This window comes from Streptomyces sp. B8-7 (assembly GCF_058833805.1).
In genome coordinates this window covers 991,552-1,003,983 of the sequence record NZ_JBYRRL010000001.1, presented here as the reverse complement: position 1 = coordinate 1,003,983, position 12,432 = coordinate 991,552, and the positions used below count along the sequence as shown (strand labels likewise).

Genomic DNA, 12,432 nt, shown 5'->3' with positions numbered 1-12,432 from the left:
ACCCATGGCCGCCGAACCCGTCATCGTGGAAGCCGTCCGCACGCCCATCGGCAAGCGCGGCGGCGCGCTCGCCAACCTCCACCCCGCCTACCTCCTCGGCGAGACCTACCGCGAGCTCCTCGGCCGCACCGGCATCCCCGCCGACTGCGTCGAGCAGATCGTCGGCGGCACGGTGACCCACGCCGGCGAGCAGACCATGAACCCGGCCCGCACCGCCTGGCTGACCATGGGCCTGCCCTACGAGACGGCGGCCACCACCGTCGACGCCCAGTGCGGCTCCTCCCAGCAGGCCTGCCACATGACGGCCAACATGATCGCGGCGGGCGTCATCGACGTGGGCATCGCCTGCGGCGTCGAGTCCATGTCCCGCGTCCCCCTCGGCTCCGCCTCCAAGCACGGCCCCGGCAAGCCCTTCCCCGACGAGTGGAACGTCGACCTGCCCAACCAGTTCCAGGCCGCCGAGCGCATCGCCCACCGCCGCCGCCTCACCCGCACCGACGTCGACCGCCTCGGCCTGCTCTCCCAGCAGCGGGCCGCCACCGCCTGGGCCGAGGAACGCTTCAAGCGCGAGACCTTCGCCGTGCAGGTCCCCACCACCGAGGAGGAACAGCTCGCCGGTCAGGGCATGTGGCGCCTCGTCGACCGGGACGAAGGCCTGCGCGACACCTCCATGGAGGCCCTGGCCGGCCTGAAGCCGGTCATGCCGACCGCCGTGCACACCGCCGGGAACTCCGCCCAGATCTCCGACGGCGCCGCCGCCCTCATGTGGGCGTCCAAGCGCATGGCCCGCGCCCTCAAACTCAGGCCGCGCGCCCGCGTCGTCGCCCAGGCCCTCGTCGGCGCCGACCCGCACTTCCACCTCGACGGCCCCGTCGACGCCACCAAGGCCGTCCTCGGCAAGGCCGGCATGACCCTCCACGACATCGACGTCGTCGAGATCAACGAGGCCTTCGCCTCGGTCGTGCTGAGCTGGGCCCAGGTCTTCGAACAGGACCTGGACAAGGTCAACGTCAACGGCGGCGGCATCGCCCTCGGCCACCCCGTCGGCGCGACCGGCGCCCGCCTCGTCACCACCGCCCTCCACGAACTGGAGCGCGCCGACAAGGAGTTCGCCCTGATCACCATGTGCGCGGGCGGTGCGCTGGCGACCGGCACCATCATCCAGCGTCTGTGACCGCCGCCCACCCCGCGAACGCCGCGAACGCCGCGGGCCCGGGCGTGAGCACCGGGCCCGCGGGGTTCCTGCTGTCCCGGACGGCCACGGCGGTGGGGCAGTCAGCAGCGACTTCGAGGCAGTCGCCGCCCTGATCACCGCTGTACGAACCGCACACTGCCGGTCCTGCGGCGGCCGGACGGCGTCCGCGTGGAGGTCACGGACGGCAGCCCGGGCCCGCCCGTGCCGCTGCCGCGCATCCCGCCGGGCGCGGAGTCCGGACCGGGGCTGCACCTGGTGGGGGCGGTGACGGACAATCGGACAAGTGGGGCGTGTGCCCGGGCACCGGGCCCCGGCGAGGCGGTCCGGTTCAAGTGCCACCACGCTCCGGCGTCGGACGAAGAGGGCGGGCTCACCCCGGGGCGCCGTCCCTGACCAGTTCCCGGTCGGCGGCCGGGGCCGGGACGGGCGTCCGGCCGCGCGGGCCCTGGAACAGGTAGGCCAGTGCGAAGCCCGCGAGGACGACGGCCGCGCCGCCGGCCGCGTCCAGCACCCAGTGGTTGCCGGTCGCCACGATCGCGGAGACGGTGAACAGCGGGTGGAGCAGGCCGAGGGCCTTCATCCAGGCCTTCGGGGCGACGACCGCGATGACCAGGCCGCACCACAGGGACCAGCCGAAGTGCAGCGACGGCATCGCCGCGTACTGGTTGGTGAGGGCGGTCAGGGTGCCGTAGTCGGGCTGGGAGAAGTCCTGGACGCCGTGCACGGTGTCGATGATGCCGAGCGAGGGCATCAGGCGCGGCGGGGCGAGCGGGTAGAGCCAGAAGCCGACCAGGGCGAGGAGCGTGGTCAGACCGAGGGTGGAGCGGGCCCAGCGGTAGTCGGCCGGGCGGCGCCAGTACAGGACGCCGAGCACGGTCAGCGGGACCGCGAAGTGGAACGACGTGTAGTAGAAGTCGAAGAACCCGCGCAGCCAGTCGACCTTGACCACGGCGTGGTTCACGGCGTGCTCGATGTCGAGGTGGAGGAGGCGTTCGAGGGAGAGGACCTGGTCGCCGTGGTGCTCGGCACGGGCCCGGCCGGCCTCGTTGCTGCCCCCGGTGGCGGCGAGCCGGACCTGCTGGTAGGCGGCGTAGGTGACGCGGATGAGCAGCAGCTCCAGCAGCAGGTTCGGCCGGGTCAGCACGCGGCGCAGGAACGGCAGCAGCGGCACCCGGGCGAAACGGGCCGGCGGCTGGACGGCGTACCGGGTGGGGACCGGCTCCTGGTAGTACGGCGAGGTCCGGGACAGGAACGGGATGAAGGTGGCCGCCGCGAGCGCCGCCAGCAGCACCAGGTTGTCCCGCAGCGGGAACAGCACGGCCATGTTCGGCAGCATCATCTTCGCCGGGAGCGTCATCACCAGCACGACGGCGACCGGCCACAGGAACCGGTCCGAGGCCCGCCTGCCGACCCGGCCGACCAGCGTGAGCAGCACCCACAGCAGCTGGTGCTGCCAGGCGGTCGGGGCGGCCGCGATGGCCGCGCAGCCGGTGACGGCCACCGCGAGCAGCAGCTGGCCGTCGCGGGCGTAGCGCACGGCCCGGCGCACGCCGAGGACGGCGACGGCGGCGCCGAGGGCCAGGAAGAGGGCGATCTCCAGCGGGCCGGACAGTCCGAGCCGGAGCAGGGCGCCGTGCAGGGACTGGTTGGCGAGGGCGTCGGCCCGGCCGCCCAGCCCCACCCCGGCCACGTGGTGCACCCAGTACGTGTACGAGTCGTGCGGCATCGCCGCCCAGGCGAGCGCGGTCACGGCGGCGAAGGTGGCCCCCGCGGAGGCGGCTGCCCGGCGGCGCTCGGTGAGCCAGAGCAGCGGCGCGAACAGCAGCAGGGTCGGCTGGAGGGCGGCCGCGAGACCGATCAGGACGCCGCCCGCCCGCTGCCCGCGCACGGCGAAGCAGCCCAGCAGCACGAACAGCACCGGGATGATGCTGGTCTGCCCCAGCCAGAGCGTGTTGCGCACCGGCAGGGACAGCATGAGCAGGCAGATCGCGACGGGCGCGGCGAACAGCGAGGTCCGCCGTCCGGTCGGCTGCGGCAGCGCGCGGGCGGCGACCAGGCCGAGCGCGGCGACCAGCAGCAGCGTGCCGAAGGTCCAGCCCCAGCCGAGGGCCTGTTCCGCCGAACGGGTGAGGGGTTTCAGGACGAGGCCGCCGAAGGGGGTGCCGGTGAAGCGCGTGGAGTCGTAGAGCGAGCCCTCGACGTGCAGCACGCCGTTCGGGCCGACCCAGGTCTCCAGGTCGGTCAGCCGCTCCCCGCGCGGCGAGCCGAGGACCACGGCCATCTCCCGGACCGCGAGGACGGCGGCGGCCAGCCAGAGGCCGAGCCGGGCCGCGCGCACGCGTGTCCGGGCCGTCCCGGCGGCTGTCGCTCCGAAGGCTTCCACCGGTCGCCCGCTGTGCTCCGCATTCGCCACGCCTCGTCGGCCTCCCGCCCCGTTCGCCCCACGCGTCGCGCGCGCGGGCTGCCTCTGCGAACCTTATGAGCTCGCACCACCCCCTGGAGAGACGCAGGCCATCCCCGCTTCACCTGACATCCCTCTCCATGTGCCCCGATGACGATAGTCGGGCGGAGGTTGCGTCGCCTCCGGGGGAGGGACGGGGATCACAGGGGGCGATCACGCCGCCGGCGGCGGCCGGCCACCGGCAAACCGGCTGCCGACCCGCGGCTGCCGGCCGACGTCGGTGCCGGCGGCCGCGCCGACTGACGGTTGTCGCCGTCGGCTACCGACTGCCGGCTTGTCGGCTGGCGGCTGCCGACTGCCGGCTTGCGGCTGGCGGCCGGCGACTGTCGGCCGACGTCGGTGCCGGCGGCCGCGCCGACTGACGGTTGTCGCCGTCGGCTGTCGGCTGTCGGCTTGCGGCTTGCGGCTTGCGGCTTGCGGCTTGCGGCTTGCGGCTTGCGGCTGCCGACTGTCGGCTTGTCGGCTTGTCGGCTTGCGACTGTCGGCCGCCGTCGGTGCCGGCGGCCGCGCCGACTGACGGTTGTCGCCGTCGGCTGCCGACTGCCGGCTTGTCGGCTGGCGGCTTGCGGCTGCCGACTGTCGGCTTGTCGGCTTGCGACTGTCGGCCGCCGGTTGTCGGCTCGCGGCCGCCGGTTGTCGGCTTGCGGCCCCCGGTTGCCGGGCTGCGGCCGGCGGCCGGGAAACGCCCGGTGGCGAAAATCAGCGGCGGGCGGGGGGCGGCGGCACTAGATTCACGCACACGACTCATCCGCTCCGCCAACGGTGACCCGAAAGGTCAGGTGCATGAGCCAGTCAGAGCACTGGGAAGCGGTCGACGCCTACTTCACCGCTCAGCTCTCGCCCGACGACGACGCGCTCAGAGCGGCCCTGCGGGACAGCGAGGCGGCCGGGCTGCCGGAGATCGCGGTGTCCGCGCCGCAGGGCAAGCTGCTCCACCTCCTCGCCCGCATCCAGGGCGCCCGCACCGTCCTGGAGATCGGCACCCTGGGCGGCTACAGCACCATCTGGCTGGCCCGCGCCCTGCCCGAGGACGGCAGGCTGGTCTCGCTGGAGTACGACCCGCTGCGCGCCGAGGTCGCCACCCGCAATCTCGCCCGCGCCGGACTCGACAAGATCGCCGAGGTCCGGACCGGTGCGGCCCTGGACTCCCTGCCCCTGCTCGCCGACGAGAACCCGCCGCCCTTCGACCTGGTGTTCATCGACGCCGACAAGGCCAACAACGCGCACTACGTGGAGTGGGCGCTGAAGCTCACGAGCGCGGGCAGCCTGATCGTGCTGGACAACGTCGTCCGCGGCGGCCGCGTCCTCGACACCGACAGCGGCGCCCCGGACGTCCAGGGCACCCGCGCCGCCCTCGACCTCATCTCCACCCACCCGAGGCTGGACGGCACGGCCGTGCAGACCGTGGGCACCAAGGGCTGGGACGGCTTCGCGCTGGCCCGCGTCCTCGCGTAGGCCCGGGCCCGTCGGCGCACGCCGGCGGGGGCCGCCCCTACCGAACCGGGCGGTCCCCGCCGCTGCGCCCTCCTCCGGTGCACGCCGGCCCAGGACCCGGGTGAGGCCCTGAGCGGCCGCGGCCGCTCAGACCTCGTGGAAGAAGCCGACGTTGACGCTGCGCGGCGCCGTACGGTCCTGGACGACGATCTCGCCGCTGCCGCCGCGCGGGAGCCGCACGCTGCCGCCGTACGGGATGGTCTGCGCGTACTCGCCGACCGCGAGGCGGACCTCCGAGGACGGCTCCGCCTGCGAACCGCGCAGCCAGGTCACCTGCCACACACCGTCGGGGCCGCACAGGAACTCCAGGTGCGCCCGGGAGACGAACAGCCAGTCGTCCGGCGTCGCCAGCCGGCACAGGGACGTGTCCCGGCCCACCCTCAGCACGGCACCGGGCTCCGTGGGCGCGTCGGCCATCAGCATGCCGGCCGTGGCGCCCGCTTCCTCCCCCGAGACGGTGGCCATGGTCAGTTCGAGCACGTGCGCTCTCCTTGGAAGGTCCTTGAACAGCGGCCCGGTTGGGGCGCCGCCGCCGCATAGTAGAACGCCCGGCCGTACGGCGTCCGGCACAATGGGTACATGACCGAGCGAAAGCCACCGGGCCTCAGCTTCGAGTCCTGGACCGACAAGCAGATCCGCGACGCGGAGGCGCGCGGCGAGTTCGCGCGGCTGCCCGGCGCGGGCAAGCCCCTGCCGGGCGACGTGGAGCAGCCCTACGACGAACTGTGGTGGATCAAGCGGAAGATGGCCCGCGAGGGCCTCGCCGTCCTCCCACCCGCCCTCGCCCTCCGCAAGGAGGCCGAGGACGCTCTCGCCGCCGCGCTGCGGGCACCCTCCGAGCAGAGCGCGCGCCGCCTCGTCGAGGAGGTGAACACCAAGATCCGCGCCATGATGTTCCGTCCGCCGCCGGGCCCTCCGCTGGGCCTGAAGCCCTACGACGTGGACGACGTCCTCAGACGGCGGCGTGCGGCCCGCTCCGAGGACGCGGAGGCGTCCTGACCACGCCCCGACCACGCCCCGACCGTGTACTGACCACGTCCTGACCGTGTACTGACCGTGTACTGACCACGTCCTGACCGTCCGCTGACCGTACGCGCCGGCTCACGGCCGGAGCCGGAGAGCTGCGAGCCGAAGGGCTGCAAGGCGAAGGGCGAAGGGCGCGAGGCGAAGGGCGCGAGCGGCACGAACGGAGACGCGGGCCGTACGGAGGCTCGGGACGCGGGCCGTACGGAGGCTCGGGACGCGGAGACGCGGGCCGTACGGAGGCTCGGGACGCGGAGACTCGGGCCGTACGGAGGCTGCGGCCGTGCCCGGTGCACCGGGCCGGGCACGCTGCACCGGGCCGCCCGGGCCGAAATCGGTTGCGGTGGCAGGCCGCCCTCTCCGCAGAATGGCCCCGTGACCGCCTCCGACTCACCCTCCGCACCCGCCCCGCCCCCCACCGCCGCCGCCGCGCCATCGGGCCGCTCGGGCCGCTCGGGCCCGGCTCCCGCCCCCGGCTGGACGGTGGCCGCGGAACCGGTCGGCTCCCCCGACGCCGTAGCGCTCTGGCGGGCCTACTACACCGAGGTCAGCGACCGCTGGTACCTCCTGCACGAGGGACGGCGCACCGACCCCGCGGAGCTGGAGCGGGAGATCGCCGCCGGGGCGGCGGGCGGTCTGCTGCCGCCGGACGGCGTGCTGTTCGTCGCGCGCCTCCACGGCGAACCGGCGGGCACCGCGGGCGTGCGCCGGGCCGGACCCCGGGCCGCGGAGCTGACACGGGTGTTCCTGCGGGAGGGCATGCGCGGCAGAGGCGGCGCGGCCCTGCTGGTGGGCGCCGCCGAGGACGCCGCCCGGTCGATGGGCGCGGACCGGATCCTCCTGGACACCCGCAGCGACCTCGTGGAGGCCCGCACGCTGTACGCGCGGCTCGGCTACCGCGAGACGGCGCGCCACAACGACAGCCCGTACGCGGAGCACTGGTTCACCAAGCACCTGGCGTGAGCCGGGCTCCGGTCAGGCCAGGCGGCGGGCCGGACCCTCGTCGAGCGGCTCCTCGCTCTGCGCCCCGCACAGCTCACGGTTCAGCTCCCCGACGAGCTGCACCAGGTCGGTGGGCCGGTCCGGGCCCCACCAGTCGCCGAGCATCGCCGCCAGCGACTCCTCACGGGCCCGCGCCAGCCGCTCGGCGGCCTCCGCGCCCTGCGCGGTGAGCGTGAGGTCCAGCCCCTGCCGTACGGCGAGTCCCCGCCCCTCCACCTGGCGGGAGGCCTCCATGATCACCGTCAGCGGTACGGGGCCGCGCTCCGCGAGCACGGCCGGCTCCACGGAGCCGTACCGCCTGATCCGCAGCAGCAGCCAGCTCGCCGCGGGCAGCAGGTCGTAGCCCGCCCGCTCGGTGATCGTCCGGTAGATCTCGCGCCGGCCCTCGCGCGTGCCCAGCACCGACAGCGCCCGGCACACCTCGTCGTACGAGGTGCGCTCGACCGGGTTGCTGGCGAGCGTCTCCGTGCCGTCCGGGGCGGTCACCGAGGCCCGCAGCCGGTCCTCCTTCAGGAACCACGCGAGGACGAAGCCGGCCACGGCCACCGGGGCCGCGTACAGGAACACGTCGGTGATGGCGGACGAGTAGGCGTGCAGCGCGGCCGGGCGCAGCGACGCCGGGAGCAGCTGGATGCCGCGCGGGTCGGCGCCGAGCGAGTCGGCGGAGACCCCGGCGGGCAGCTGCACGCCGCGGAAGGCGTCGTCGAGCTGGCCGGCGAGGCGGCCCGAGAAGACCGAGCCGAACACGGCGACGCCGAACGAGGCTCCGATGGAGCGGAAGAAGGTCGCGCCGGACGTGGCGACGCCGAGGTCCTCGTAGCCGACGGCGTTCTGCACGATCAGCACCAGCACCTGCATGACCAGGCCGAGGCCCGTGCCGAAGACGAAGAAGGACAGGCTCATCACGGCGGTGGAGCTGAACTCGTCGAGGCCGTGCAGCAGGAGCAGACCCACGGCGGTGACCGCGGTCCCGGCGACCGGGAAGACCTTCCAGCGGCCGGTGCGGCTGACGATCTGCCCGGACAGCGTCGAGGCCAGCAGCAGGCCGAGCACCATCGGCAGCATGTACACGCCGGACATGGTCGGGGTGATGCCGTGCACCACCTGGAGGAAGGTCGGCAGGAAGGTCAGGGCGCCGAACATGGCGAAGCCGACGATGAAGCTGATCACGGTGGACAGGGTGAAGGTGCGGATGCGGAACAGCTTCAGCGGCAGGACGGGTTCCGCGGCCCGCCGTTCCACCGCCACGAACGCCACCGCGAGCACCGCGCCGAGTACCGCGAGCCCGATGATCTGCGGCGAGTTCCACGCCCAGGTGGTGCCGCCGAGGGAGGCGACGAGCACCAGGCAGGTGGCGACCGAGGCGATGAGGAAGGTGCCGAGGTAGTCGATGACGTGCCGGGTGGACTTGGGCGGCAGCCGCAGCACGGCGGCGATCACGACGAGGGCGACCGCGCCGACGGGCAGGTTGACGTAGAACACCCAGCGCCAGCTCAGATGCTGGGTGAACAGTCCGCCCAGCAGCGGCCCGAGGACGCTGGTGGCACCGAACACCGCGCCGAACAGGCCCTGGTAGCGGCCGCGTTCCCGGGGCGACACGAGGTCGCCGACGATCGCCATCGACAGCACCATGAGCCCGCCGCCGCCGAGCCCCTGCACGGCGCGGAAGGCGATCAGCTCCGGCATGTTCTGCGCGAGCCCGCACAGCGCGGAGCCGGCCAGGAAGATGACGATGGCGGCCTGGAACAGCCGCTTGCGCCCGTACTGGTCGCCGAGCTTGCCCCACAGCGGGGTGGCCGCCGTCGCGGCCAGCATGTACGCGGTGACGACCCAGGACAGGTGCTCCAGCCCGCCCAGGTCGCTGACGATGGTCGGCAGCGCCGTCGAGACGATGGTCTGGTCCAGCGCGGCCAGCAGCATCCCCAGGAGCAGCGCGCCGATCGAGACGAGGACGTTGCCGGGAACATGCTCCTCGGCCGGAGCGCCCCGCCCGGGCGGCAGCACTTCGGCGGCGACCCCACCCGCGTCGTCGGCCATGCGGACCTCCTCGTGCTCGCGGTGTCCCTCCATCGTGGTGTCTGCGCGGGGTTGCGGCCTCCCGGGAACGCACCCCCTCCGGCTGATCCGCTGCGGGCGGACCGGCCGGAGGGGGCGCCGAAAGGGGGGCCGCCGAAGGGGAAGGCGAGGGGGCCGCCGGAGGGGGAGGCGGTGGCACGGCAGAGGGGGCGCGAGCGGGAGGCCGGGACCTGGGACGGCAAAGGAGGCGCGAGCGGGAGGCCGGGACCTGGGACGGCTTCCTGAAGGAAGGAAAAGGAAGGCAGGAGCGTCGTCCGCCCGGCGGGCGGGGCCCGCGTCGTGCGGTGCGGTGCGTCCCGGGCCGGAGGGCGGAGAGCGGAGAGCGGAGAGCGGAGGGCGGTCCGCGTACCGGGCGTACGCGGACGATCCCGGCCACGCGGGAAGGCGCCGCGCCAGGCGTCGCGGGCCGGGCGGGACTTCGAAACACGCCCTGGAGGCGGCCGTGGCGGACGGGGTCTGCATAATCACGTGTGCTCGCAAGGGGAGGGGACGGACAGGTGGCAGACCGACAGGGGCATCCATGCCCGGAATGCGGGGCCTCGCGCGGCGCGGACAACACCCCGTCCTGCATCTGCGGCCGCCGCGCCGCCGACGCACTCGCCCGGAAACGCACCGCGCAGGCGGCGGCCGTGGAGGACTTCGACCCGCTGCGGATCCGGCCGTACGTCGACCTGGAGGCGGCCGGAATCCTCCGGACACCGGACTCCACGGAGGACCCGTCCCTTGGCGGGGCCCCGGGAACGGGGACGGGACAGCCGGCGCGGACGGCTGGTGGAGGAAACGAGCCAACGGCCCCGCCCGGTGGGGCCGCTCCGGAGGGAGGCGGCCTCCCCGGCGGCGCCGCACCGGACACCGCGACGGCGGCACGGCCGGACCGCGTCCCCGACGCCGAGGCGACCATGCGGCTCGGCGCCGTACCGGCCGCGGACGCGACCATGCAGCTCGGCGCCGTACGGGACGCCGCACCGGACACCTCGCCGGCCCCCGGGGCGGGCGTCGCACCGGACGCGGCACCGCACGCCGGGGCGGCACCGCAGCCAAGCACCCCACCGGACGCCGGGGCGGCCGCACAGCCGGGCGCCGCACCGGACACCGCGACGGCCGCACAGCCGGACCGCGTCCCCGACGCCGAGGCGACCATGCGGCTCGGCGCCGTACCGGACGCGGAAGCGACCATGCAGCTCGGCGCCGTACCGGACGCGGAAGCGACCATGCAGCTCGGTGCCGTACCGCAGGCCGGAAAGACCACTCGGTCGCAGGGCGTACCGCGAAAGAGGTCCGGGCGGCGTGCCGACGGGGTGCTGCCGACCCCGCTGGCACCGTCGGGGGCCCGGCCCAGCGACCAGGACCTGCGGCTCTTCGAGCCGGGCGAGGAGGGCGGTGCTCCGGCCGGGCGCGCGGCGTCGGGGCGGGGTGCGAAGCGGCGCGGCCGGCCCGTGCTGCTCGCCTCCGCCGGGGCCGCGGTCGCCGTCCTGGCGGGCGCCGGCCTGGCGAGCGGACTGTTCGCGTACGACACGCCGTCCCGGGACACCGCACGGGTCGGGGACGCGCGGGAGGCCGCCTCGGCGGAGCCGGACGGCGAGGCGGCCTCGCTCACGGCGTCCCCCGTCCGGAGCACCTCCCCCTCCCCCTCGGCGTCCCCCTCGCCGTCCGTGTCGGCCTCGCCGTCGGCGAGCGCGAGCACCTCGCCGTCGCCGTCCCCGTCGAGCGCGTCGCCCTCCGCGCCGGCGTCTGCGTCCGCGTCCGCGTCGGAGCCGGCCTCGCCGTCCTCGTCGGCGGCGTCCCCGTCGGCTTCCGAGGAGCCTCAGCCGGATCCGGTGACCGACACCGTGCTGCGCCGGGGCGACCGCGGTGCGGAGGTCGTCGAGCTCCAGCTCCGCCTGCAGCAGCTGCGCCTCTACACCGGCTCCGTCAACGGCACGTTCAACCGGTCCGTGGAGAACGCCCTGTTCAACTACCAGTGGGCGCGCGGCCTGTGGAACGTGTCCGAGCCGGGCGCGTACGACCAGGCGACCCGGGCCGTGCTGGAGTCCGAGACCTCCGAGCCGTAGGCACGCCCCCGGGCGGGCGGCAGCCGGAGGGCACGCCTCCGCCGCGAGGGCCGGCGCCCCCGGAGGGGCTGCCGCCGTACGACCGGGCGGGGGCTTCAGGGCGTGGCGGTCTGCGGCTCGTCGATGTGCAGCCGGATCGTGCCGTCGGGCTCGGCCGCGACCCGCACCCGGGTGAGGTCGCGGACGTGCGCGTCCGGCGCGTGGAAGCCCGCGCGGGGGCCGACCCCGAGGACGCGCATGCCCGCCGCGCGGCCCGCCTCGATTCCGGCGGAGGAGTCCTCCAGGACGACGCAGTCGGCGGGGGCGACACCGAGTTCGGCGGCGCCCTTGAGGAAGCCCTCGGGGTCGGGCTTGCTGGCTCCGACGGACTCGGCGGTGACGCGGACCTCGGGCAGCGGGAGCCCGGCGGCGGCCATCCGCGCGGTGGACAGGGCGACGTCGGCGGAGGTGACGAGCGCGTGCGGCAGGCCGCGCAGGGCGGCGAGGAATCCGGGGGCACCGGGTACGGCGACGACGCCGTCCGTGTCGGCGGTCTCCTCGGCGAGCATCCGCGCGTTGTCCGCGTGGTTGGCCTCCATGGGCCGGTGCGGCAGCAGCACGGCCATGGAGGCGTAGCCCTGGCGGCCGTGGACGACCTTCATGACCTCGCCGCCGTCGAGCCCGTGCCGGTCGGCCCAGCGCCGCCAGATGCGCTCCACGACGGCGTCGGAGTTGACGAGGGTGCCGTCCATGTCGAGCAGGAGGGCGCGGGCGGTGAGCACGGTGGTGGCCGTCATCTACAGAGCTCCAAGCAGGGTTCAGGGGCTCCGGACGGTCCCCTGGAGAGGGACGGGTGACCCCGCCCGCCGGTCAGGTGAACGAGCGGAGCCACTTTGTTCCCCAACGATACAAAACACTCCGGCCTCCGGCCAGCGCCCGCGCAGAAAGGTTCATCCTGCGTTCAGCATGCGCAACGGTGCCGCCTCTCACACCCGCCGGCCACCACGGGCCACCGCCCACACCCGTCGACCACCACGGACCACCGCCCACACCCGTCGACCGCTTTGGGCCACCGCTCACACTCGCCGGCCACAACGGTGCCGCCCCTCATCCCGCCGACCGCACCGGGTCCCCGCCACCGGGCCCGGGTG

Annotated in this window: 10 protein-coding genes; 5 read left to right on the top strand and 5 right to left on the bottom strand. The window is 74.8% G+C overall.

Going from position 1 to position 12,432, the window contains the following annotated elements; genetic code table 11:
- The first annotated feature begins 4 nt into the window (after window positions 1-4).
- On the top strand, window positions 5-1,174 hold the full coding sequence (locus tag AC5K6T_RS04200) for a steroid 3-ketoacyl-CoA thiolase (RefSeq protein ID WP_493205729.1): 1,170 nt from the start codon (window positions 5-7) through the stop codon (window positions 1,172-1,174).
- On the opposite strand, the gene AC5K6T_RS04195 is transcribed toward AC5K6T_RS04200, so the two are convergent.
- Both AC5K6T_RS04195 and AC5K6T_RS04190 read right to left on the bottom strand, forming a co-directional pair.
- Complete coding sequence (locus tag AC5K6T_RS04195) at window positions 1,158-1,331, bottom strand: DUF397 domain-containing protein (protein ID WP_493205728.1); 174 nt, start codon at window positions 1,329-1,331, stop codon at window positions 1,158-1,160. The two genes, AC5K6T_RS04200 and AC5K6T_RS04195, sit on opposite strands and share 17 nt — an antisense overlap.
- Window positions 1,332-1,565: 234 nt before the next feature.
- The gene (locus tag AC5K6T_RS04190; RefSeq protein WP_493205726.1) at window positions 1,566-3,608 is read right to left on the bottom strand and encodes a bifunctional glycosyltransferase 87/phosphatase PAP2 family protein; all 2,043 of its coding nucleotides are present in this window, start codon (window positions 3,606-3,608) and stop codon (window positions 1,566-1,568) included.
- 831 nt (window positions 3,609-4,439) lie between these two features.
- Here AC5K6T_RS04190 and AC5K6T_RS04185 point away from each other — a divergent pair.
- Window positions 4,440-5,111, top strand: a complete 672-nt coding sequence (locus AC5K6T_RS04185; RefSeq protein ID WP_493205724.1) for an O-methyltransferase — start codon at window positions 4,440-4,442, stop codon at window positions 5,109-5,111.
- Between the two features lie 126 nt (window positions 5,112-5,237).
- On the opposite strand, the gene AC5K6T_RS04180 is transcribed toward AC5K6T_RS04185, so the two are convergent.
- Window positions 5,238-5,630 (bottom strand): hypothetical protein, encoded by a 393-nt coding sequence (locus AC5K6T_RS04180; RefSeq protein WP_493205723.1) that lies wholly within the window; start codon window positions 5,628-5,630, stop codon window positions 5,238-5,240.
- A 99-nt stretch (window positions 5,631-5,729) separates the two neighbouring features.
- On the opposite strand from AC5K6T_RS04180, the gene AC5K6T_RS04175 reads away from it, so the two are divergent.
- Both AC5K6T_RS04175 and AC5K6T_RS04170 read left to right on the top strand, forming a co-directional pair.
- Window positions 5,730-6,149, top strand: coding sequence for a DnaJ family domain-containing protein (locus AC5K6T_RS04175; RefSeq protein ID WP_493205721.1), 420 nt, complete (start codon window positions 5,730-5,732; stop codon window positions 6,147-6,149).
- A 507-nt stretch (window positions 6,150-6,656) separates the two neighbouring features.
- The gene (locus tag AC5K6T_RS04170; RefSeq protein WP_493207326.1) at window positions 6,657-7,136 is read left to right on the top strand and encodes a GNAT family N-acetyltransferase; all 480 of its coding nucleotides are present in this window, start codon (window positions 6,657-6,659) and stop codon (window positions 7,134-7,136) included.
- 12 nt (window positions 7,137-7,148) lie between these two features.
- On the opposite strand, the gene AC5K6T_RS04165 is transcribed toward AC5K6T_RS04170, so the two are convergent.
- Window positions 7,149-9,212 carry an MDR family MFS transporter gene (locus tag AC5K6T_RS04165; RefSeq protein WP_493205719.1) on the bottom strand — a complete coding sequence of 688 codons (2,064 nt, stop codon included), beginning with the start codon at window positions 9,210-9,212 and terminating at the stop codon, window positions 7,149-7,151.
- Window positions 9,213-9,748: 536 nt separating this feature from the next.
- Between AC5K6T_RS04165 and AC5K6T_RS04160 the strand changes: the two genes are divergently transcribed.
- Window positions 9,749-11,302, top strand: a complete 1,554-nt coding sequence (locus AC5K6T_RS04160) for a peptidoglycan-binding protein (protein WP_493205717.1) — start codon at window positions 9,749-9,751, stop codon at window positions 11,300-11,302.
- Window positions 11,303-11,397: 95 nt separating this feature from the next.
- Here AC5K6T_RS04160 and AC5K6T_RS04155 read toward each other — a convergent pair whose 3' ends face one another.
- The gene (locus AC5K6T_RS04155; protein ID WP_493205715.1) at window positions 11,398-12,078 is read right to left on the bottom strand and encodes an HAD family hydrolase; all 681 of its coding nucleotides are present in this window, start codon (window positions 12,076-12,078) and stop codon (window positions 11,398-11,400) included.
- Window positions 12,079-12,432: the final 354 nt, after the last annotated feature.

What these genes read in the sequence shown, in the direction of transcription:
- AC5K6T_RS04200 (WP_493205729.1), top strand. Translation starts at nt 5, where the DNA reads ATGGCCGCCGAACCCGTCATCGTGGAAGCCGTCCGCACGCCCATCGGC.
- AC5K6T_RS04185 (WP_493205724.1), top strand. Translation starts at nt 4,440, where the DNA reads ATGAGCCAGTCAGAGCACTGGGAAGCGGTCGACGCCTACTTCACCGCT.
- AC5K6T_RS04175 (WP_493205721.1), top strand. Translation starts at nt 5,730, where the DNA reads ATGACCGAGCGAAAGCCACCGGGCCTCAGCTTCGAGTCCTGGACCGAC.
- AC5K6T_RS04165 (WP_493205719.1), bottom strand. Translation starts at nt 9,212, where the DNA reads ATGGCCGACGACGCGGGTGGGGTCGCCGCCGAAGTGCTGCCGCCCGGG.
- AC5K6T_RS04155 (WP_493205715.1), bottom strand. Translation starts at nt 12,078, where the DNA reads ATGACGGCCACCACCGTGCTCACCGCCCGCGCCCTCCTGCTCGACATG.